Source organism: Nostoc sp. UHCC 0302 (assembly GCF_038096175.1).
Lineage (GTDB): Bacteria > Cyanobacteriota > Cyanobacteriia > Cyanobacteriales > Nostocaceae > UHCC-0302.
The window spans coordinates 209187-230498 of the sequence record NZ_CP151101.1 but is presented as its reverse complement, the minus strand read 5'-3'; the positions used below and the strand labels follow the sequence as shown (position 1 = coordinate 230498).

The following is a 21312-nucleotide window of genomic DNA, read 5'->3' as shown; positions in this document are numbered from 1 at the left end:
TGCCCAGTCCGGATTTGTGATCAGCTAAATTTTGTGCTTGCTTGCGCTAGCCACCTATCTGCAATTTCTATAGGCACAAACCCGTGATCAAACTTGGCTTTTCACAATATGTCACCTTCCTACGCTTGGGGGGTAGAGCATTTTATGACTTGTTAGTGCCTTGTCAAACCACACTGTACTTTTTTTATGAACTGATGACAGATGTAATGGTCTTTCCATTACATCTATTAGATGCGCGTAGATACCTGTTTTCTGTAAATTAAGCCTATCGAGCTAAGGGACACATTAAATTCAAATTTAAATCAGAAGCCGAAAAATTAACTTATAGCAAGTCATGAAAACAACCTTGACTTTTTGAGATAAGAATGATTTCTAAGTAAGCTTTCTAGATAGAAATTGTAAAAGTTGTTTTTTGACAGACACTTAAATTGCTGAAGTAATTTCATCTAAAACCTTTGGAACAGTTTGCCACGACTGCCTCTTTAGATACTTTCAATTGATTTTAGGAGGGGAAACATGGCTCAAGTATTATGCCTTTTAGAAAAGTATTTTCGGAACAACGTTGTCATCTATATTGCTCTGTGCTTACTATTATTTATGCCCTCAATGGCTCTAGCCCAAGATGACAATAATCTTAACGATCCTCCACCGCAAACTTCAGGTATTTCAGGCGGTTCTAGACTGAAGTAGCTTAAGTCTCAACTGACTTCAAATAAATCTAGCTGAAACTATTGCTATTACTAAGTTAGGGCAAAAGTAAGAAGCTCATACAGAATTTACTAATTTTTTACTTATGAATTAATCTTCTACATCTGTACCCCTCAAACCCTTGCTGATATTCTTAAAAGGCGCAAGATGGGGTGCAACACAAGCTCTAGAATTCATCCCATCCATTCCACTCAATCGGGAGCAGATGCAATCAACTAACTAAATTTTTCTGAATTTATCTCCTCGAACTCTACCATCACGCCCCATCGTTCATCACTCGTGAGCCTGCTGAATAATTCTTTCACCGAATCTATGCCGAGTTTTACCCGTTCAATCGCCAGTCGAGCATAGTATTTTACCCTATCCCACCACTGTTTACTGAGATTTGGCTGTCCGTCCACACCCCCCCAATTATTACTTTCATCTTTAACAGCCAAGAAACCTTTTCACCCAACGGTTACACTCAATCTGTTACCCGTGAAGTTTTAGCGAGTGGTTATCCGACTGAAGATCAAAAGCAGATTCTTGAGCTTGTACGTTATACCATCGCACCAAGAGCGAAACGACCTACTCATACTCATCCGGGAATGCGGATTGAACTAGTAGAAGCGGGAACTTTAACTTATACTGTTGTGGCAATACTTTTTTGTTAAGGGGGAAATTTTCTGAAATTTAGATCAATTGGTCAACGGGTTCAACATGAATTAGCTCAATTATCTTCTCCGTTAATCTCCCCTTTGACAAGTTATGATTTCATCCTTGAAGCTCTCTTCCACCAAGCTTTATTCTATGCAGATTTATAGAGAATTGGTATTAGCTTTAATCTATAATAGCCAAGCTAATTATTGTTTTGACAATTCTCTAGTGAATCCCACCTATTTATGCCATTGTAACTCGAAGTCGGCTGTATACCCATTTTCTGAGCAGCTTTAGCTAGTTCGATTGTCCCTTCTTCTTGCGCTTCTGGTAGAGTTCTCCACGAAACATCAATAACATTATGAGCTTGATTAAGTAATTCCAACCCACGACAATAAGGAACAGCGGTGTTTGGTTGTGCATATTCTTGCTCACTTACCAACGATGCCTTGAGCAGAATATTAAGTCCATCATTAAAATTTTGAGCAGGAATTTGTTTTGCTCTTTTGAAATCTTCCAAGCGAGAAATACTAAATTGAGCAGAAGAATCTTTACTATTCCAAGTTTCGTAAACAAATAGTTTACCTACGTAAACATTTACTTTAGGTTCATTGGAGCCAGTGGCATCCTTGTACTTTAGGAATTTAGATTGCATGAAATCGTTTTTAATTTGCTCACCATAGATTGTTTGGATCAGTTGCAGTCCTTGCGAATGGCTTGGTGTAAAAGCAAGCGGGCGACGAATACTGCTATAGTCTCTGTAGTCAATTGTTTGGCTAGTAACTATTCCATTGGAGTCAGTAAAGACCTCGAAGGCGATGTATGAAGCAGACAAGCCTGCTTTTTGACCGAGATTGATAACGCTTTTGTAATTGGGATATCCCTGCTCAAACTTTTCTACTGATTGCAAAGGAAGCAAAAAACTGTGCTTGCTAGCCCATTGTCGCACTTGCTCAATGGTCTGACCCGGTAGGCCAGATAAGGTCTTGCTTGGAGATTGTTGAAGTTGCTTGACTTCATGAACATACGCTTGACGAGTGCGACGATTAAATAAGCAAAGAAATTGCCCAACTTGATTATTCATATCTGGCTGTGAATAGTTGCCACGAATAAGCAGAGCATCATAGCCAACTTCATCACCAAATCTGAAAATACTACCAACGGGTTGGGCATTCTGTAAATTACTGGCATTTAGACAACTAGCATTCACTTGTTGGTAGTGTTTTTCCAAAGCATCTGGGGAAGAAGCTTCTGCTGTTGTTGCCGTTGCTAACAGCCCTCCAAGCATGAGAGTAAATAATACTTTGGTTTGATTCATATTAACCTCCAATTTTATTGAGAGTGGATTAGTCAAAACTTTAAAATATAAGAATTAGCAACAAATCTGTGCAAATAATATCAACTGATTTATTACTAGCTTTTGTATGCCATACTTCTTGCTTACCTGACAATTAAAATAATAATTTGAACTCAGTTTTATAACATCGTTATAAGTGGAAGTTACATTTCCAATTTTGGAAATAGAAGTGAAAGAAAGCTTTTTAACCATTGTTGGACATGGATAATAGTTAAACCACTATTGACCTATACCCCCAACTTCCCGGGAGCACACCAAAGACTTACACCCGGACGCAAAGTTAACAGCCACTTGCTACTGACCCAGGTAGCGGATTTAGAAGCTTGGTTAAACCAGTAAGCCGGAAATAACATGACCCAGGTATCCGTTCCATAGAGCATGGTAGTATTTAGCGACGTTTATCCTGGTGTGTAAGATGGCAATAGAACTCTATCCATCATCCTTTCGCTGCGACTGTGGACATGACTCATATTTCTTTGAGAATACCGTTAGGGAGATGAAAAACATGAGCATCCATAAGCGAGTCCGTTTAAGCGACTCAGAAGATAACAAACACACAATTATTTTTTTTCAAGGCAAGGCGATAGAGATTATTTGCCCCCAAAGAGGAACTTGCACAATCACCGACTCACAGTAACGGTTTTGATGGAACAGTGACTACTCGCTCCCTAAACCACCGCCTTCCCTACGCACACCACACACAGGCCCATACCTGCCTCCAAACTGAGCCACTGCCCCAGATACTCATTCCGGTAAGGCTTACCATCAGCAACACCAACAGCCTCGCCAACTTGGGAGACAAGCTCAGTATAGAACCGACCAGCGCTGTCGAGTCCTTCCCGCAATTTCAACTTCAGCCGCTGACAGCCGCTGACAGCTTCATTTAATATTTGGGGAGTATCGTGTGTGTCACTGACTTTGGTTTGTATACCTATATTATTAGTGACTGACACGGATTCACGATTTAACACTTCATCCCGACTTAGCCAAGAATCAAAAATCGAATCACGCTCGTCATCGGATGGCACAAACTGATAAACACACTCCCGTTTTCCTCGCGGCCCAAAGCGACCGATATCAGATAACCGCAAATCAACCTTGTCCAATAACTTTCGCGCGATGCCTGCGGCAACCCTTGACAGGGAACGCTATCGGGGTAAATTTCTCGCAAGTGTAAAGCAACAAGCGTTCGCCTTGCTCCCCCAACAACTTACTCCATGCACTCGACCCAATCGCAAACCACAGATTTACAACCGTCCGCAAAATTAACCCCAACCATCCACTGACCCAAGTAGCTGTTCCAAAACGGCTCACCCGAAGCAACCCCAACAGCCTCACCGAATGAGGAAACAAGTTCACTGTAGAACCGACTAGCACTTTCTAATCCCTGCCGCAGCTTCAGCCTCAATCCCTTCCAGCCCTGAGTAGCCTCATCTAATGTTTGGGGAATATCCTGTGTGTCACGAGTTAGAGTTTGTATATTAATATTATTAGTGACTGACACGGATTCACGATTTAAGGCTTCATCTCGACCCAACCAAAAATCAAAAATCGAATCACGCCGATCATCAGCAGGGACAAACTGATAAACACACTCCCGCTTCCCTCTTGGGCCTAACCGCCCAATGTAAGAAAGTCTCAAATCAATCTTGTCGAGCAGCTTCTGTACGATCGCGATTGGTGTAAGTTTCTCGGAAATAGTCACGTGAAGATAGTTCTTGATGACATAGCGATTCTGTAGTGCGATCGCCTTGAACTCCTGCATCGCCTCATCAGAAGACCGCAATTGCTGTTTAGGCGTGAGCAACTGCAACAGATTCAGTTCTTCTAATAACAGCACCCTAGACAACATCTGCCCCTTGTTGAAGTCGGGTTTCCAAATCGCATTTTCCCCAGCTTCGGCTTGTGCCTTAGCACGTTTGGCATCACGATTAGCAAGAAACTTTCGCCCCACAGTCAGATAATAGTGCAGCCGCAGTTGGGGATACCAAGAATCGTCATCCTTCTCGACTAATTCGGGTGTTACTTCAACTTCATAGCGGCGTGACAATTCAGCTTTCCGTTGCTGATATCGTTCGTCCTTGGTCTTCACCCGCTTGGATTGCAGCTTTTTTAACTCAGTATCAGACACATCTTCTGATTGAGAAATAGAATGGCATTCTTGGGAATACAATTCTTTGGAAGCTGCCTTAACTTCTTTAACAATTCCCTTAGTTTGGTCAGGGTCAGAATCATCCGCATCAATAAGGATGTAGCCGTCAGTCTCCAATCCTGTGAGTACAGATTCACGATAACGGCGCATTTCTACGTTAATGACAGCACCTCGCTTACCCCAGGTTTGCAATGATTCGGGTTGAAAGTTTTGGTCAATAAAGCTGTAGTCTGAATTGTCAGCAGCAGATAATAGAGCAATGTTAGCCTGGGTTGCGATATCCTGACTACGCAATAAAGACCCAATAGAAGTTGAACCATTGCCCACAGTCCCCATCCCGTAGCGACTAACCCAGATGTGACGGTCAACAGTTTCCCTCAACCGTGCTAACGTCTGCCGCACTGCGTTCACAGGCTGAACTCCCTGGAATATTCCCCAGACAGAGTTAAAATGACCTTGAATATCGATAGACACACCTGTTTCCAGGCTGGGCGAGGCAATGACTAAATCATACTGCGTGAGAATCTCGTTGAGGTGGGCAATACACTCAAAAGCTGGGTGCGTTAATTCTGAAACAGAATGGCTGTCAATTCGCAGTATCCGCAGGTGAGGGAATTTGCGACGAAACCGTTGCTCTAGCGCTTGGGTTCCCCACTTAGATGTGGCTTTTTGGGCAGAACAACATAATAAATGATGTCCTCCCTTTGAAATCGCCCGATCAAGAGCGGCAATCAAATTCTTGGGGTTACTGCCGGAGTAGTTATAACATTTGCCAGAGAAGGGCTGATAGTTGTTGACGATGACAAACGGGTTAACTCTATATTCTCCAGCTAGAGTTAGAACATACTTAATATCGGTATCGGAAACATCAGCAGAAGATAGGTAAATCTTACCCTGACTGCTACCCAAGACATTTTGAATCAACTGTTTGAGGTTTTTGAGAACAGATACCCGCCGTTTGGCAACCTCAGTAGTAGAGTTGAGCAAATGCCAGAAAACTTGGTCGCATTCATCAATAATGATGACATCGTTTGACCAGTCGTTGGGGTTGAAACGAGCAAGGCTTTGCTGATGCAACGAATCAATACACAAGCCGTAACCCAACAAATCGCCAGTATCATTCGTGCGAACTTCACTGACATAGTTAACACCGAAGCGGTTACACAACGCCTCACCCAGTTGAATACGATGGGTGATGATGAGTACGCGCCGCCCTTGCTCATGGGCTTTGGCCACCTCAGTAGACAGCCACTCGGTTTTACCAGTGCCTTTTGGGGCTTTGAGAACGAGCAGCTTTTCCCCAACGGGTGCAATCAGCTGGCCCAAGAAACGTTGATTGAGTGCGATCGCTGGCGGATAAGTCAGCAATGTAAACAGCTTAATCTCCCATAATTCCAATGCAACAGCTGTATTGTAGAGTGCATCAAAGGCAGGCTGACCGTGAGCAACGATAAAATCATCAACTCCTTTCTCTGGCCCTAACGGTAAATCAATCACTCGCAGGGAACAACCTTCATTTACCAACAGCCGTCCCATGCGACTGATGGCGGTTCTTACCCGTTGGGCAGTTTGAGGCAAGTTGTCCTGGTCAAAGCAAATGTTAACCTGCCTATCCTGTGTTGCGAAATGTTTCAAATCTGGAATCAGAGAGGGTTTACCAATAGCGTTGCCGTATTCATCAGTAGGTGTGCGGTAGCCACTATTGACTCCAGGAATGGCGATTGCTGCATAACCAGCAGTCAGTAAGCAAGCAGCTTTTTTGACGCCTTCGACAATTGTGACTGGTACGTTGTGCCGCCAGACCCAGTGCCAGAAACCACCGGGATGCTGTAAATCTTCTTCGGTGATCGGAATACCACTGCGATTTGAAACTTTCACCCAGATGCGATTCGGCACTAACAGGAAGAAAGCGCGTGTTTCTTCTCTATATGGATGCTCGTATTTGATAAACTTGTGGATCTTTTGGCGATCTCTTCGAGGTTGGTCAGGTTTGAAGCAGCCCCAGAGCATTAGAACGTAGTTGTTAAGAGGGTCAACGCCACTGCACCACCAGCCGCCTAGTTCTATGTGCTGGTATTTATTCAAATCGCGATCTCTCAGGCGTCCATCGTTGCGGCGGGAGATTTTGGGACTGTAGAGCAGATATTCGTGTGGTACATTCCCGGAGAGTGACCGCACATTCAGGGCAATGATTTCTTCGTCAACCCCACTGTTGAGCCATTCTTGTTGATGCTTGGCTTGAAAATCATCGTTATTAGTTGTAGCGATCGCACTCATATCTCCTCCAATATTTTGACGCATGAAAATGGAGCGGCACTATGGGTCATGCCGCTTTGAGACTCTTTTAGACTTGAGAAAGGGAAAAGCTTAAAGGGGAAGGGTTAAAGCAGTAAAAATAATTCTTTTCCCCTTACCCCTTACCCCCTTACCCTTTTCATCTCCTACTCCCTGTATGTGGCCGAAAAGTAAGATTAATCCGAGTGCCAACCACTTTGTTCGTTTTTGGCACTTGATGCAGATGTGTGGACTGACAGCCTGGGTGCATCACAAGCAAGCTGCCGTGTTCCAACCAGAAATCCGTTGGTCTGCCTCCGATTGGTTTGATTTGGAATTTGCGACACGACCCCAGGCTGATTGATGCGATTGCCGGCTCCAATCCCATTGATGCTTCATTGTCAGCGTGCCACCCTATAGAATCCGTCCCCGAACGGTATTGGTTGCCGATGACGATGCGGAACTTGTAGCCAGTTAACGCAGTGATGCGATCACGTAAGTTAGACAGTTCTTCTGTCCAAGGGAGTGGTCGTAAAAACACACTGTTGGAGTAAAGATAGTTGCAGCCCTGATCACCGTAAATACATTCCAGGCGGGGAACAGGCATAGTTTTACCGACCATCCTGATATAATTCTGCTGCCACTCCAGCTTCAAACAGTGTTGGTAAAGTTCCGAGACTTGCTGCCTTTCTAAGAAATCAGGATAGTAGGTGACGGGTAATACTGGGGCTGATTGGGGAAATAAATTGAGTTGTTGCATTATACTTTCCTCAAATTCATACTTTTGGCGATGTATGGTTTTTAACCTTCTACTGTTAGACTGGTAAGAACGACTTATGACATAAAATTGCAACGCTCTTTAAGAGCTGCTTGGTAAGCCACTGTTCTGTATCGAGCGTTCGCTTTTATTTTTGTTCGGCTTTGAAAACCTCGACCAAAATACTCTCTGGGTATAAGCCGACTTGTCCAAACCGTGGGTCATCTCCAATTCGCAATTACCAATTCGCAATTCGCAATTATTACTCTGTATCTGAAGGTGGGGGCTTGTATCTGAATGAATCAATTATTCAGTTACATCCGTAATTGCGAACTGCGAATTGCGAATTGTTTGTATTCCTTTCTTGCGGCACAACGCGCTGGCTTTTTTACCTTTGCCGCCTGCTTCTGCCAGAGATATTTCCAACCCCTGAAGTTTGGCAAAACCCATGATGCTGTACTTATGTCCACATGGGGTGTTGAACCTGTCTTGTTCCACTTCAACCGCAGCAATTCTCACCAAGATTTCGGTTTGCTGCTGTTGTTGTTCTAATAAACGCTGTTCTTGGAGTGCCATATTTTGAGCAATGGCTGCCAATAACTGTATCTGTGTCATCGCAGTTTCTTGTTGAGCGGCAGGTTTTGTCCAGCCCAATTTGTCTTGAATCCAGGCGCGAATGCCGATAGTGTTAAATGAGCGGCAGACTAATCGGGCTTGTTTTGTGCAGTATCTCCCGGCATCGTAGGCGTAATATTCTAGGACGATTGCGTTGGCGTACCCGCCTGCCGAAGGCATCGCCACGTCAGGGATGCCAAGGTTTCTCCACATAGTTAGTTCACCAGCCTCAAATCCTTGTGAGATAATGGTTTGGGCTAATTTAGTCGGTTTTAGTTCACCACCTTGGAGATGATTAATGATTGCAGTGTGGTCAACTCCAGCCAGTCTTGCAGTTGCTCGAACACTGGCTTTAGCTTGACCGAATTCATCAACTTCAATTTCTGACTTGATTTGTTCTATGATTTGTGCAATTTCGATTTGAGACATAATTTCTACTTGTGTGATTGGAGAGACTGGGGAGTAATTGTTCAAGGGAAGGAGAGATATAGTGCGAAATCTCTCCCTTGTGTATGCGGTCGTTTTACTTTTTGACCATTAGCCGTGGCTTTTTACCGACAAATTGGCTTGCGTGTTGCCGATTATGTTCAGCTAAGAGATTGGCGGCACAGGAGAGAAAATGCTGTTCGAGTTCACGGTTGAGTTTGCCTCCTGTAAGTTCAGCTAAAGTCTTCATCCCCTCGACCAAAGTATGCAGTCGTTCTTCAACAGGAGGTAAAGCCCTTGTAGTAATTGAAATGCTTTGGTTGATTGAGTAATTCATGTTGATTCCTAATGTTTTCAAAACGGCGATCGCGCTAAAAAAGCACTCGCGCCAAATCCTTCTGGGCTACAAAAGCTAGTCGGTCATCTAGGGTGGTGACTTCTTCTAATACAGGGGGCATCCACTCGACGTAGTAAAACCAAGACCTGTTGAGTAATTGAATCCCCAGAATCAGCCGTTGCTTTGTTCTTCCAAAATCAGAACGCAACATCACGCGATCGCCGAGAACGAAAGCAGGTTTTTCTATAGCAGCCAGTTGCATCTCCCCAGTACCGATGATTTCGTGTTCTGTGGTGTGGATAATGTCACCAGCACAGGCAACCGCATAAATCCATCTGTCCTGTTTCCACTTGACCCCGCAACAGTAACCAAATGTTTTCGTAGTACAGATGTAGACTCGTTCGAGCAGATTGACTTCAAGTCGTGGGATGCAAGAACCCCAAGGTGGCGAGATGTACCAGCACAGATTTAGCGCGTTAATGTGGTCAATCATGATGCTCGTCTCCCTAGCAAGTAGTTAATGGCTTCTGGGTCGATTTCGGCAATGCGCTTTTTAAGATGCTGTGGTGGATTGTCAAAAAACCTTTTAAGATGCCATTTACGAATCTGATAATATCTAACAGAATGCCTACCAGTAGAAAGCCAGCCACGTCTTACCCAGCCGGAAACAGTTGTAGGATGAACACAAAGGATACGAGCAATTTCAGCAGCACTATAGTTATCAAGAAATGGGCGTGTGGAGTAACCCAGATTCCAGAGCTTGGTAGAAATAGCGTCGGGTGTACGGAAATAGCCGTGTCTTTTAAGAATTGAGGCAATTTGTTTGGGGGTATAAAGTTCAGCTTTCGCCTCAAGAATTGTGAGTTCTTCTTCAGTCTATTTTGTAGTTTTGATAATCATATATAGCCTTCCTAGATTTATGCAGATATGGAATCATTGGGAAAACAGCTTTTAACAATTCGGGCGCTGATTGATTCAAAGTCAACTCGAAAAATATTCAAATCAGTCAGCATTTTCCCACTGTTGTATAAGTCGGTAATGTATTGTTTGATAGCAGGTTCATCAAGCCCATTAGGAATATCAATATGGGCTTCACTTGTGATTTTTTCAACAACTGTAACGATGACTTTCATCTTGGTAATTCCAATATGATTAATGGAGTGTTATAGAAGTCAGAAGTGATATTTTTACTGACTCCTATATTCAGAAACGCGTTACACTACCCCAGCTTTTACTGTTTGCAAGTGTTGCATCCATGTCTTGATTGCTGTTAACTCATCACCACCGTTAGCCACTGCATCAACAACTTGCTTTTGATAAGAAGATTCCGCATGATTAGGATGCTTACATTTGTCCGATGCCCAAGCTAAACACATCATTCTTATTAGCTCATCAATCTTTTCTTCAGGTAATAAACTAGGACGGTCAACATCTTTAAATTGCAGCCACTCTTTAACTAAATCAACTGGATAATCCAGCAATATACGAATGTTTCGTACTCGTAAATCCTGTGGATGGATTGCTTGAGGGACTACACTAAGTTTCGGTGTTGGTGGAATAGTTGAAGATGTCCCACCTAAAAGACATTGGATATCATGAATGATGCTTGCCCAATCGATATCCTTACTCCACTCTCTCTTGATCCTGGTTTTAGTCGCTGCATCATAAAGATTGCAGAAAACTGTATTCTTTTCCCCAGCAGTAGCAGCAATAATTAATGGTTTCTCAAAACTTTGGATACATGATGCAGCCAGAAGAAAGCTTTTGGCAAAGTTAGTCTCCACCGAAGTTCTGATGACATAAAGTTCATCGGCGCTGACAACAATCTCAAGTTTGATATTATCCTTGCCTTGGAATTCTTTAGTTATCAATCGCAACTCTGACAAATAGCCAGCCAATGCACGTTGAGTCACTGGTATTTTTTTATCTTGATTAATATCAAACTTGTACCAAACGTAGCATTCCCCATTTACTTCTCCCTGATTGACGTACAAGTAAACTGGTTCAGGTGGATTGCAAAGACCTAGTTGAATTTCAGTATTCATGATTTTCTGTAGTGTGTACTTGGTTGTGAAGGGAGTATTAACTTTCTGTATGTAGCAATTACTCAAACAAGTAATAATTCGAGTGATCGCTTTCGTTCTAATCCAGAATCTTGTTATATCTGCAATTCTTTTCTAGCTCGTGCTTGAGGTAAGACAGTGCAGTTTGAGCATCCCCTATAGTTAAATCAGGGTGATAGTTGAGTGCTTTGAAATCAGGATGTACCACAATCTCGTTCAGAATAAATTTTGCAGCATCAATTAGCGTATGTAGAGGAGGATGAGGCATTTTCAATTGCTCCTATTTGTTAAAATTCTTCAGCAATCTCTAGCAAAAAGCCGTATCCCGGATTTCTCACAAGTGAGAAAAAAAATGCTTGGATTAGCCAAATTTAAGATGATTTAATTAATACATCATCAAAATACCTCCAGAACGTGGGCAACTCAAAGTAAAGACCGACCCCATTAAAGATATATAAAATACATCAAAAGCAATAAATACTGAAAAGACTAACTTCTAGTAATAAAAATTGATATGCCAAGTCATGGGTTTAAATCAAGTAAAATAACCCTAAAAACCAGCTATTAAAAATCAAAATCAGTTATTACTTATGAATTCAATTAGGTCATTATCAGCCAGGGCAAGGTAATTGAGATAAACTCTTATAAACCATTGCGAAAATCTCTTTATAAGGGCAGGCACTACTAATTGCGATTAAAATTAGTCGTTGACTAATAGTAATGACGGCTCCTAGCTTCAATAATTTTGTGCGTATAGTCTCAACAGTTGCATTTTTGAATTCCGTCTTTGCTAAACATTGTTCTCGTAGAGCATTCATCAAAATATAAGCAATAGACGCAAACCACAAACGTAATTGATTTCCTTCAAACGTATGGGTACTTGTTCTATCACTATGTAACCCTAGCTTTTGTTCTTTTAAACAATTTTCCATATTCCCGCGCGGGCAGTACTTTTGAGTATAAAGTCGCCCTGGCGGGATTTTATTAACAGGGAGCGAAGTGACTACAAAGCGAGTATCGACTTCTTCATAGCTATATTCAACTTTGGCAACAACACGACGACTATGGCTCCAGCTATCTAGAGTTTGATAGTCAAGAGAACAATACCAAACTGAGTTATTAACAAATGCTGCTGCATCATTTGTTAAATCTGGTGATGGGGAGAATAAGGTTTCAAAAAAATCGACTATCGGTTTAAGCCTTCCTGAGTATTCTTCAGATGCACGATGCTTTATTGATTGAGATAGCTGAATTAGCCTCGGATTTTGTGCCAGTCCAAACACATAATCAATTTCAGTTTGAGATTCACACCATGACATAATATCTTCTCTAGAATAAGCGCTATCTCCACGAATAATAATTTTCACATCCTTCCATCGTGAACGTATTATTTTTATGACCCGTTGTAATTCTGACAATCCCCCTTCTGCTGGGTCTACGTTAGATGCACGAAGTTTTGCTGCTAGTATTTGTTGACCGCAGAAAATATAAAGTGGAGCATAACAATATCCCCGATAATAGGGATTAAAAAATGTTTCTTCTTGATTACCATGAACTAAATCATCAGTAACATCTAAATCCAAAATTATCTCTCGTGGAGGTTTTGGGTAGGATTCTAAAAATATTTCAACCAAAAGATTTTCTATCGCTTCTGCATCATGTTCAATGCGGTGATATCGACTATCCACTCTTGATGATACGTTTTCTGGACAATGCTCGATACGATTTAAGGTACTTTTTCCCGCCAATGTAATTGATTCTTGCTCCGAATTAATCACTTTTCCAACTGCAAGTGCAAATATCGCATCATGGCGTAGAGTTTCGTGGTCATTTAAGTCTTCATAGCCCATGATTAAGCCATATATTCTTTGTGCAATTAAGCTATTAATTGGATGCAGAATTTTATTTGGCTCTCGGTAGTCTTTGAAACATGCTGCCAGCCGTGATGTTATTTCTCTTTTTCTGTCCAGTTCCGCAATTAGTATTAGTCCTGCATCCGATGTTACAGGTTTACCCTTGAAATTAACTATAACTGGACATGACTTTACAGGTTCAAATCTGAACTGTTCCGGTATACAATCGTTTTTATTTGGGGTCATACTTCAAACTGCTGAAACTCTTTTGCAATATACATTTTGGCAGTTTTTGACCCCTATTCCTTCAAGCTTTGTGAGAAATCCGGGGTATCCAGTGTTTTGCACTTGGACTAGTTTCTTATCGAGCAGATATTGGATGATAGTTTCCGAAAACTGAATGCGATGTAATGGAGCAGAACCACCAGAACAGCGGAGCGAACGCAACAATCTAGCTGAAGTACGCTCCACATAATTGTCAACAACCTTAGCCATTGGTGAACCCTCCAGTAACTATTGATAACTGTTGTTGCAGGATGGATATCTGACGCTGATAGAAGTCAATCTCTGCTGTGATTTGTATGAATAATTCTTGTGGAGAGAGAGGCTGAATTTGATTCTCTTGCAAGTACGATATCTCGTCAGAATTCTTGTTAGGCATCATTGCATAACGCCAACCGAAACAATTCGCAATTCGCAATGGGCTGCGCCCCGCTACGCTAACGCAATTCGCAGTTAAGGACTTCCAAATAAAGAAATATCCAATTGCTTTTAAGGCAGGGAAAGGGGAGCAGGAAGAGAGAAAGCCGTTTTGATTTGGTGAAATTGGATAATTTATTTCTTGGAGTTCTCTTAAAGATAATTGCGAATTGCGAACTGCGAATTGCGAATTGCCTTGCTGTGTTCGCTGTTCCAAAGCAAAGCGAGGGTAACCCCAGTGTCGGGGAATGGATATTGTGGGTTGCATTGTTGTAATTGGTGAATGAAGGGATGAATTAGGCAGAGGTGCAGAGGAGCAGAGGAGCAGAGGAGAGATGTTGTACAGATTCTTTCCCCTCTGCCCCCCTGCACCCTTGCCCCCCTGCCTTTCTACGCTGCGACTAACTCCAAGTGCGACTCATACCCCCGTAACCGTTCCCAGTCCTCGGAGGTTAGTTCATCAACTGGGCGATCCAGCAATTGCTCACATTCGGTCGCTTCTGCATCTAGCAACTGCTGTAGTTCCTCGGTAGTCAGTTGTTGGAGTGGTCGATATTGCAAGTATTCAGGAGTGGGTTCAGTGGAGAGTGAAGTGTCTACGATTGAAAGCGAACGCACTGCTTCATAGACCGAGTTAGAATACTGTTGCTGACCTGAACAACCCACAATCACCCACCAGTTACCGTTAGTGCAGCCGACTTGTCCCAGTTTCAGGTCGTTGTGGTAAATCCCATCGTCGAGAATTTCAAAACCGTAATTTTGGCACTCGTTGAAGATATGCGCCATGATTCGGTTTTCAGTAGTGTGAGGTAATTCTGGTTTTTGTGGTGGGAGTGCAAGTTGCTGATTTTCTGTAACTAATTCAGCTTCTCCAAAAGGTACTCGTTCATTGAGAGTGCCGTCCTTGTGATGCCATTGAATGAAGCGGTAACATCTGGCATAAGTATTGGCGCGGAATTTTTCGACACCCTCCACCAAGACTACCCAAGGTTGGGTTAGGTGATTATCGTAGGTGATCCAAGCGATGATTTCATCACCTGCGTAGACTTCATGATCGTAAAACGAGATTTCCACTGTTCTGAGTTCTTCGGGGGCTACCGCTTCGGCTTGCTGGGCGATGTAGCGATTCAGTTCGGCTTGGGCAACAGTTTGCTCGCCAACTTTTTGAAGCTGCGTGGACTGATGAGCGGTGATTGCATCTATCCAAGTTTGGCGCTGAGTTTTGTTGCCTGCTGGGCTTATGCCGAGTTCTGCGGCAATTCTTTTGAGGCGCGGGAGGGTGTAGCGCGAGAGGGCTTGCTGGGTGTATGCGAGATAGGTCATAATAGAAACTCCTGTAATAGGGTCAAAGGGTGATCGCAACAAGTTTTCCACGACTGGCGATTGCCCTCTGTTATGTCTTATCTTACCAACTAATAGTGGGTTGTACAATAGGTTGTTAGATAACAGTTGGTTATTTAACAGATGCTTACAATAAATACTATTAATAGATAGACTTCTGAGAGTGGGTTAGTCTATTTATATGCATTCAAATCATGGCTGTGGAAGTAAGACTCAAAGAAATTAGAAAAGCTAGAGGGATTTCCCAAAATGAACTTGCAAGGCGGCTAGAAATGTCGTTGACTAATGTTCAAAAAATTGAATATGGACAAGCCAAGTCAATACCTTTAGATACGCTGGACAGGTTGTGTAAAATATTACAATGTGAAGTAGGTGAGTTACTAGTTCGTGTTCCAGACAACGATGGAGGAAATTCAGAAATACCTGTAAGTCAGATTACTTCATTCACAGAGCAAAATACTTCCATAGATGAATTTAAACCTACTGATGATCAGAAAATTAAAAAATCTGTCAGCATAATTTTTCCATTTGAAAAAAAATCAGCATGAGTGCTTTGATCTCAAACTCAAACTAGGGTTGCCGAAGATGGCTAAAGTTTGTATTTGTTGTGGTTTTAGTAATCGGCTCTTACTGGAACACTTTATTCCACAGTCTATTACTTAAAATGAACTAACTTATGATTGTGGCTTACCTTGAAGTGATTGTAATAACCTCAAATGTATTTGCAACTAATCTAAGCAAACGCTACTGAAAATAAAGGGTGGAATAATGGCTAAACCACCATCTTCGCGCAAAAAAGCCACCTCCGCCGCATCCAATAACGATAAATTATCGGCTAGTTCTGCGGAGGATATTTTTGAGCCAGAAGACCCAGCTTCAGCAACAATCACCGTTAATGCTGTTGAAATCCCTGAATTAACCGAGCAAGAGCAAAGCGATCGCTTGCATTTGGAACGGCAAGTAGAAAAAGCGTTTTACCTTGCGGGTAAAGCCTTAACTCAATTACGAGACAGAAAGCTGTACCGAAGTACGCACAAAACCTTTGAGGAATACTGCCGAGAGCGTTTTGGTTTCGAGCGGCGTTATCCGTACAGGTTGATGGAAAGTACGGTGGTTGTGGATAATCTCATAAAAATGTGTCCTAATAGGACACATTTTCAAAATGATTTGGACACATCTGCCCCAGATTCTAGTGAAGGACAAATTTTACCGATCAACGAATATCAGTTGCGGCCTTTGATTCCGTTAGAGCCGGAAGTACAAAGAGAAGCTTGGCAGCAGGCGGTGGAGGAAGCGGGTGGTAAAGTCCCAAGTGGTAGGATTGTGAAAGATGTCGTGCAGCGCATTATTGAGCGAACCAGAATACCAAACACCTATCAGCTAGGCGAAGTCTGCCAAATCCTTGCAAAAGATAATCCTGAACTCAGGGGGAAGGGTGGGTGTTGGGGCATTGTTAGTCAGGTGAATGATTTTAGCTGTACTGTCAGAACCTGGGATGGGGAGTATACGGTTGGGTTGCAGTACCTGAAGTCCTACAACTACCTACCCCAGGAATGTCAGCAGATGCAGGTGATTTGCGATCGCATTAATCGACTACAGAAGAGCGAAAATTTAGAAGAAGCTGCTCGTGCTATGTTGAAATATCTGGGGGAGTTGAAGCGACCGTATTTGACTGCGGTGGAAGAAAAGCTGTTGAGTTTGATTGAGCAAGAATCTGGGATTACGGATTGAGGCGACCCGTGAAAAAACTCGACAATAATAAATACTCATCTTATGATTAATTAATCAGCTTGATGTTTGGCAAGTCGAAGCGAGGTCAAAAACGCCGGAGACTCGTCAAAATCGCCAGAACCTTGACAACGTAATAGTTTCAAAGTTTCAGTGCTAAGGGAAGTTGCAAATTACTTGCAATAAGAGCGGCTGAAAATGACCAAAATTTTCGATCCGTCAAAACACTTCCCAGGAAGCTTGCTCTGTAACAGTTTCAGCACCGAGCGGTTTCCATTGACTAAATCCCCTCACGGGGACTGAAACATGAGGATTAGTTATTAATGAAAAAACCCGCGCTCTACGTTTCCATTGACTAAATCCCCTCACGGGGACTGAAACACAGGTAGAAGCCCAGCAAACCGGAGGTCATTAAGAAGTTTCCATTGACTAAATCCCCTCACGGGGACTGAAACAGTACTTGTACCTACACCGGGTACTATCTGCTGACTAAAGTTTCCATTGACTAAATCCCCTCACGGGGACTGAAACACTTATCACGAGTTGTTGCTGCTAGCTCCTTCTCTAGTTTCCATTGACTAAATCCCCTCACGGGGACTGAAACATGGAACGTTTTACTCTTCTGTTGGCGGTGCGTCAGAGGAGGGTTTCCATTGACTAAATCCCCTCACGGGGACTGAAACAAAAATCACCATCAACAAATTCTAATCTGCACCACAGTTTCCATTGACTAAATCCCCTCACGGGGACTGAAACATTTAACACTTAAGCTGGTCAGCTTGGGCTTTTTGGGTTTCCATTGACTAAATCCCCTCACGGGGACTGAAACATAACCTGTATACAAGTTTATGAACAATATCTTAAAAGGGTTTCCATTGACTAAATCCCCTCACGGGGACTGAAACACGAGATGAATTTTTGGGCGATGACGCAACGCCCAGTTTCCATTGACTAAATCCCCTCACGGGGACTGAAACATCAAGTTGCAGCAGGAGGCAGAAAAGCAATCGCACAAGTTTCCATTGACTAAATCCCCTCACGGGGACTGAAACAATCAGATGGTTCACAAAATGCTAGCAGCGCAGGTTGAGTTTCCATTGACTAAATCCCCTCACGGGGACTGAAACCTTTGCTTTTTCAAAACATCAAAAGCATTAGCAGTTTGTTTCCATTGACTAAATCCCCTCACGGGGACTGAAACATTTAAAAGCTCACTTAGTTCTGACCACCAAATACAGGTTTCCATTGACTAAATCCCCTCACGGGGACTGAAACTTTCAATACTTATAATTTCCTGTCCTTCCCTGACTGGGTTTCCATTGACTAAATCCCCTCACGGGGACTGAAACTTGATTTCAGCTTGGCTTGCCAAAGGGTATCTGATGGAGTTTCCATTGACTAAATCCCCTCACGGGGACTGAAACATACAACAGTTAGAATCAGGAGAAGCTTACAAAAAGGTTTCCATTGACTAAATCCCCTCACGGGGACTGAAACCAAGTACAGTTTGAATGGCTAATATATCCCCTAAAAGTTTCCATTGACTAAATCCCCTCACGGGGACTGAAACGCAGAGTTGGGAGTGTCGCATTTGTCGCCGCAAGAGGTTTCCATTGACTAAATCCCCTCACGGGGACTGAAACCAAACCATTGTTGTAAGCCTATCACCTGTTTCAACATTCAAGGTTTCCATTGACTAAATCCCCTCACGGGGACTGAAACAACACCCCAGAGTTGCCAGTAACTTTTACTGCATAGGTTTCCATTGACTAAATCCCCTCACGGGGACTGAAACCCGAGAAATTGCACCTGCTGCGATCGCAACACCAGAGTTTCCATTGACTAAATCCCCTCACGGGGACTGAAACCTGTATATGTAGCAGGAATAAAGCTTTTGCGTGTTGGTTTCCATTGACTAAATCCCCTCACGGGGACTGAAACTAACTTTGCAGCTTGATCAATCATGGTTAATTTTGCGTTTCCATTGACTAAATCCCCTCACGGGGACTGAAACACATCTCCGATTGTTTTTAAGTCTTTAATAATTTGAGTTTCCATTGACTAAATCCCCTCACGGGGACTGAAACAGATTTACGAAGATAGATCGGACTGCAATCTTACCTAATGTTTCCATTGACTAAATCCCCTCACGGGGACTGAAACGATATATTGTTAGCAGTAGCCGCAATCACCCCATTTTGAGTTTCCATTGACTAAATCCCCTCACGGGGACTGAAACTTTCTATGCACATACATAAAAAAAAGGGGCTTTTGTTGGTTTCCATTGACTAAATCCCCTCACGGGGACTGAAACATTGAACAGAAAGAGAATTTCCTTAATCTGATACTGTTTCCATTGACTAAATCCCCTCACGGGGACTGAAACATGTCGATAATAAAATGTTGCGTTTATGGCAAACATTGTTTCCATTGACTAAATCCCCTCACGGGGACTGAAACTTGCTAAACAAAAATTAGATAAATATTATCAAGAGTTAAAGTTTCCATTGACTAAATCCCCTCACGGGGACTGAAACGTTAGACCCACATAATTCTAATGCTAGGTTACTATTTTGTTTCCATTGACTAAATCCCCTCACGGGGACTGAAACGTACCTAGCGATCGCCTAAGCTCCTTATCTAGTTGGTTTCCATTGACTAAATCCCCTCACGGGGACTGAAACCTGCCACTCTCCAAATAATTCTTGATGCAAATCAGTTTCCATTGACTAAATCCCCTCACGGGGACTGAAACTCTACTTTGTCTCCTTGCTCAAGTTTGAGAATGAACTGGTTTCCATTGACTAAATCCCCTCACGGGGACTGAAACATGTCAATCTACGATGACTTGCCTGTTAACAGAAAAGTTTCCATTGACTAAATCCCCTCACGGGGACTGAAACATTCTCTCCTCCCTCCTTTGCATTTTTTACGTAAAGATGTTTCCATTGACTAAATCCCCTCACGGGGACTGAAACAATGTAGCGATCTACACATTGTTTTTATTCCGATACAGTTTCCATTGACTAAATCCCCTCACGGGGACTGAAACGCTTATGGGACAACTGATTTGGTTTATTACACTCAAGTTTCCATTGACTAAATCCCCTCACGGGGACTGAAACACTCTCGTAGTTTTTCTTGTGGGTTCTCGGACTGGTCGTTTCCAAACTTAATTACCCCGCAAGGAGACTGAAACGTTTGTAGAGGCTAGCAAGTATATTGATATTCCTCATCCAGGTTTCCATAGACAAAAAGCGAACTCTCCAACTTCATCTAGCGATCGCTGGTGGTGTTTATGAGCCATTACTCCACAATATGTCAAAGGATTTCGCGAAAATCCTGTTGAAATAGCGCCAAAACAGACTCAAATGGTAAATTAAAAAGCCTGTATATCTATGTTTTGTCGATGAATTATTGGCTGATGAAATCAGAACCAGAAGCCTACAGTATCGCTGACCTTCAACAGCAGGGTGAAACTGTCTGGGATGGTGTACGCAATTACCAAGCTCGCAATTATCTACGTCAAATGCTGATCGGAGACTTAGCTTTTTTCTATCACTCCAACACTCCTTGTCCTGGCATTGCTGGGTTAATGCGTGTAACCAAAACAGATATTGCTGACCCGACACAATTTAAGCTAGATAGTAAATACTATGATTCAAAATCGACTCCTGAATCACCACGGTGGCAAACAGTTTTAGTAGAGTTCGTTGAAGCGTTTAACCAGCCCATCTTATTGTCAACACTCAGGGAGAAATTTAGCCCTGGAGAATTGATACTGGTCAGAACAGGAAATCGGTTATCAGTGATGCCCATCAGTGAAGCAGTAGCTCAGAAAATCTTAGCGATGAAAATGGTTTAAACGCCGAGTCCCAATATCCAAGAATCAGTTATAGTCAAGAAAATACTCGACAAACCTAAGTAATCGCCATATGATGTCTGTATCAGCCTCATATTTGGCAAGTCGAAGCGAGAGCAAAATCTCTGGGGACTCGTCAAAATTGCCAGAACCTTGACAATATAATAGTTTCAAAGTTTCAGTGCTAAGGGAAGTTGCAAATTACTTGCAATAAGAGCGGCTGAAAATGACCCAAATTTTCGATCCGTCAAATCACTTCCCAGGAAGCTTGCTCTGTAATAGTTTCAGCACCGAGCAGTTTCCACGAACCATTACCCCGCAAGGGGACTGAAACTTCAAAGGATTGCAAGCACTGGTGCATTTCATCTACGTTTCCACGAACCATTACCCCGCAAGGGGACTGAAACGTTATCCCAACCAGTCGATTAATTGAGAGGTTAAAAGTTTCCACGAACCATTACCCCGCAAGGGGACTGAAACTTGGTTCTACTGCCACAGGGAATC

General features: G+C 42.7%; 20 protein-coding genes and 2 CRISPR repeat arrays (1 of these 22 cut by a window edge). Of the genes, 5 read left to right on the top strand and 15 right to left on the bottom strand.

The window, feature by feature from the left end; all coding sequences use genetic code 11:
* Positions 1 to 516: 516 nt before the first annotated feature.
* Entirely contained in the window at positions 517 to 690 is a 174-nt protein-coding gene (locus WKK05_RS39435) for a hypothetical protein (RefSeq protein WP_341530168.1), read from the top strand.
* A gap of 233 nt (positions 691 to 923) precedes the next feature.
* Here WKK05_RS39435 and WKK05_RS39430 read toward each other — a convergent pair whose 3' ends face one another.
* Positions 924 to 1145, bottom strand: a complete 222-nt coding sequence (locus WKK05_RS39430; RefSeq protein ID WP_341531684.1) for a hypothetical protein — start codon at positions 1143 to 1145, stop codon at positions 924 to 926.
* A 401-nt stretch (positions 1146 to 1546) separates the two neighbouring features.
* On the bottom strand, positions 1547 to 2662 hold the full coding sequence (locus WKK05_RS39425; protein WP_341531683.1) for a hypothetical protein: 1116 nt from the start codon (positions 2660 to 2662) through the stop codon (positions 1547 to 1549).
* A gap of 454 nt (positions 2663 to 3116) precedes the next feature.
* Here WKK05_RS39425 and WKK05_RS39420 point away from each other — a divergent pair, with 454 nt between their 5' ends.
* Positions 3117 to 3338: a hypothetical protein gene (locus WKK05_RS39420; RefSeq protein ID WP_341531682.1), complete on the top strand. Its 222-nt coding sequence runs from the start codon at positions 3117 to 3119 to the stop codon at positions 3336 to 3338.
* Positions 3339 to 3369: 31 nt separating this feature from the next.
* Here WKK05_RS39420 and WKK05_RS39415 read toward each other — a convergent pair whose 3' ends face one another.
* The 13 genes from WKK05_RS39415 to WKK05_RS39355 all read right to left on the bottom strand — a co-directional run bounded on the left by WKK05_RS39415 (position 3370) and on the right by WKK05_RS39355 (position 15200).
* A complete protein-coding gene (locus WKK05_RS39415; RefSeq protein WP_341531681.1) occupies positions 3370 to 3792 on the bottom strand; it encodes a hypothetical protein in 423 nt (140 codons plus the stop codon).
* Positions 3793 to 3911: 119 nt separating this feature from the next.
* Positions 3912 to 7154, bottom strand: a complete 3243-nt coding sequence (locus tag WKK05_RS39410) for a plasmid replication protein, CyRepA1 family (protein ID WP_341531680.1) — start codon at positions 7152 to 7154, stop codon at positions 3912 to 3914.
* A gap of 133 nt (positions 7155 to 7287) precedes the next feature.
* Positions 7288 to 7887, bottom strand: a complete 600-nt coding sequence (locus WKK05_RS39405) for an alpha-ketoglutarate-dependent dioxygenase AlkB (protein WP_341531679.1) — start codon at positions 7885 to 7887, stop codon at positions 7288 to 7290.
* Between the two features lie 303 nt (positions 7888 to 8190).
* Positions 8191 to 8928, bottom strand: coding sequence for a hypothetical protein (locus WKK05_RS39400; RefSeq protein ID WP_341531678.1), 738 nt, complete (start codon positions 8926 to 8928; stop codon positions 8191 to 8193).
* A 94-nt stretch (positions 8929 to 9022) separates the two neighbouring features.
* Positions 9023 to 9262: a hypothetical protein gene (locus WKK05_RS39395; RefSeq protein ID WP_341531677.1), complete on the bottom strand. Its 240-nt coding sequence runs from the start codon at positions 9260 to 9262 to the stop codon at positions 9023 to 9025.
* Positions 9263 to 9296: 34 nt separating this feature from the next.
* Positions 9297 to 9755, bottom strand: a complete 459-nt coding sequence (locus WKK05_RS39390) for a DUF1392 family protein (RefSeq protein WP_341531676.1) — start codon at positions 9753 to 9755, stop codon at positions 9297 to 9299.
* A 424-nt stretch (positions 9756 to 10179) separates the two neighbouring features.
* A complete protein-coding gene (locus WKK05_RS39385) occupies positions 10180 to 10395 on the bottom strand; it encodes a hypothetical protein (RefSeq protein WP_341531675.1) in 216 nt (71 codons plus the stop codon).
* Positions 10396 to 10476: 81 nt separating this feature from the next.
* Entirely contained in the window at positions 10477 to 11307 is an 831-nt protein-coding gene (locus WKK05_RS39380) for a hypothetical protein (protein ID WP_341531674.1), read from the bottom strand.
* Positions 11308 to 11404: 97 nt separating this feature from the next.
* On the bottom strand, positions 11405 to 11593 hold the full coding sequence (locus tag WKK05_RS39375) for a hypothetical protein (protein ID WP_341531673.1): 189 nt from the start codon (positions 11591 to 11593) through the stop codon (positions 11405 to 11407).
* 343 nt (positions 11594 to 11936) lie between these two features.
* A complete protein-coding gene (locus WKK05_RS39370) occupies positions 11937 to 13424 on the bottom strand; it encodes an IS1380 family transposase (RefSeq protein WP_341531588.1) in 1488 nt (495 codons plus the stop codon).
* Between the two features lie 3 nt (positions 13425 to 13427).
* On the bottom strand, positions 13428 to 13673 hold the full coding sequence (locus WKK05_RS39365) for a hypothetical protein (RefSeq protein WP_341531672.1): 246 nt from the start codon (positions 13671 to 13673) through the stop codon (positions 13428 to 13430).
* Positions 13666 to 14145: a hypothetical protein gene (locus WKK05_RS39360; protein ID WP_341531671.1), complete on the bottom strand. Its 480-nt coding sequence runs from the start codon at positions 14143 to 14145 to the stop codon at positions 13666 to 13668. Before WKK05_RS39360 ends, WKK05_RS39365 begins: the two co-directional genes overlap by 8 nt.
* Before the next feature lie 122 nt (positions 14146 to 14267).
* On the bottom strand, positions 14268 to 15200 hold the full coding sequence (locus tag WKK05_RS39355) for a hypothetical protein (RefSeq protein ID WP_341531670.1): 933 nt from the start codon (positions 15198 to 15200) through the stop codon (positions 14268 to 14270).
* Between the two features lie 212 nt (positions 15201 to 15412).
* Between WKK05_RS39355 and WKK05_RS39350 the strand changes: the two genes are divergently transcribed.
* The 3 genes from WKK05_RS39350 (at position 15413) to WKK05_RS39340 (ending at position 20811) form a co-directional block, all read left to right on the top strand.
* Positions 15413 to 15766, top strand: a complete 354-nt coding sequence (locus tag WKK05_RS39350) for a helix-turn-helix transcriptional regulator (protein ID WP_341531669.1) — start codon at positions 15413 to 15415, stop codon at positions 15764 to 15766.
* A gap of 220 nt (positions 15767 to 15986) precedes the next feature.
* Positions 15987 to 16949, top strand: a complete 963-nt coding sequence (locus tag WKK05_RS39345) for a hypothetical protein (RefSeq protein ID WP_341531668.1) — start codon at positions 15987 to 15989, stop codon at positions 16947 to 16949.
* A gap of 266 nt (positions 16950 to 17215) precedes the next feature.
* A CRISPR array of direct repeats spans positions 17216 to 20145; the repeat unit is 37 nt; unit sequence GTTTCCATTGACTAAATCCCCTCACGGGGACTGAAAC.
* A gap of 210 nt (positions 20146 to 20355) precedes the next feature.
* Complete coding sequence (locus WKK05_RS39340; RefSeq protein WP_341531667.1) at positions 20356 to 20811, top strand: EVE domain-containing protein; 456 nt, start codon at positions 20356 to 20358, stop codon at positions 20809 to 20811.
* 294 nt (positions 20812 to 21105) lie between these two features.
* Positions 21106 to 21312: direct repeats of the CRISPR family, unit length 37 nt; unit sequence GTTTCCACGAACCATTACCCCGCAAGGGGACTGAAAC; it runs 2130 nt beyond the window's last position.

Bases quoted from the DNA above. Each gene is read 5' to 3' on its own strand.
- WKK05_RS39435 (WP_341530168.1), top strand. From the start codon at position 517: ATGGCTCAAGTATTATGCCTTTTAGAAAAGTATTTTCGGAACAACGTT.
- WKK05_RS39425 (WP_341531683.1), bottom strand. From the start codon at position 2,662: ATGAATCAAACCAAAGTATTATTTACTCTCATGCTTGGAGGGCTGTTA.
- WKK05_RS39420 (WP_341531682.1), top strand. From the start codon at position 3,117: ATGGCAATAGAACTCTATCCATCATCCTTTCGCTGCGACTGTGGACAT.
- WKK05_RS39410 (WP_341531680.1), bottom strand. From the start codon at position 7,154: ATGCGTCAAAATATTGGAGGAGATATGAGTGCGATCGCTACAACTAAT.
- WKK05_RS39405 (WP_341531679.1), bottom strand. From the start codon at position 7,887: ATGCAACAACTCAATTTATTTCCCCAATCAGCCCCAGTATTACCCGTC.
- WKK05_RS39400 (WP_341531678.1), bottom strand. From the start codon at position 8,928: ATGTCTCAAATCGAAATTGCACAAATCATAGAACAAATCAAGTCAGAA.
- WKK05_RS39395 (WP_341531677.1), bottom strand. From the start codon at position 9,262: ATGAATTACTCAATCAACCAAAGCATTTCAATTACTACAAGGGCTTTA.
- WKK05_RS39390 (WP_341531676.1), bottom strand. From the start codon at position 9,755: ATGATTGACCACATTAACGCGCTAAATCTGTGCTGGTACATCTCGCCA.
- WKK05_RS39385 (WP_341531675.1), bottom strand. From the start codon at position 10,395: ATGAAAGTCATCGTTACAGTTGTTGAAAAAATCACAAGTGAAGCCCAT.
- WKK05_RS39380 (WP_341531674.1), bottom strand. From the start codon at position 11,307: ATGAATACTGAAATTCAACTAGGTCTTTGCAATCCACCTGAACCAGTT.
- WKK05_RS39375 (WP_341531673.1), bottom strand. From the start codon at position 11,593: ATGCCTCATCCTCCTCTACATACGCTAATTGATGCTGCAAAATTTATT.
- WKK05_RS39370 (WP_341531588.1), bottom strand. From the start codon at position 13,424: ATGACCCCAAATAAAAACGATTGTATACCGGAACAGTTCAGATTTGAA.
- WKK05_RS39365 (WP_341531672.1), bottom strand. From the start codon at position 13,673: ATGGCTAAGGTTGTTGACAATTATGTGGAGCGTACTTCAGCTAGATTG.
- WKK05_RS39360 (WP_341531671.1), bottom strand. From the start codon at position 14,145: ATGCAACCCACAATATCCATTCCCCGACACTGGGGTTACCCTCGCTTT.
- WKK05_RS39355 (WP_341531670.1), bottom strand. From the start codon at position 15,200: ATGACCTATCTCGCATACACCCAGCAAGCCCTCTCGCGCTACACCCTC.
- WKK05_RS39350 (WP_341531669.1), top strand. From the start codon at position 15,413: ATGGCTGTGGAAGTAAGACTCAAAGAAATTAGAAAAGCTAGAGGGATT.
- WKK05_RS39345 (WP_341531668.1), top strand. From the start codon at position 15,987: ATGGCTAAACCACCATCTTCGCGCAAAAAAGCCACCTCCGCCGCATCC.
- WKK05_RS39340 (WP_341531667.1), top strand. From the start codon at position 20,356: ATGAATTATTGGCTGATGAAATCAGAACCAGAAGCCTACAGTATCGCT.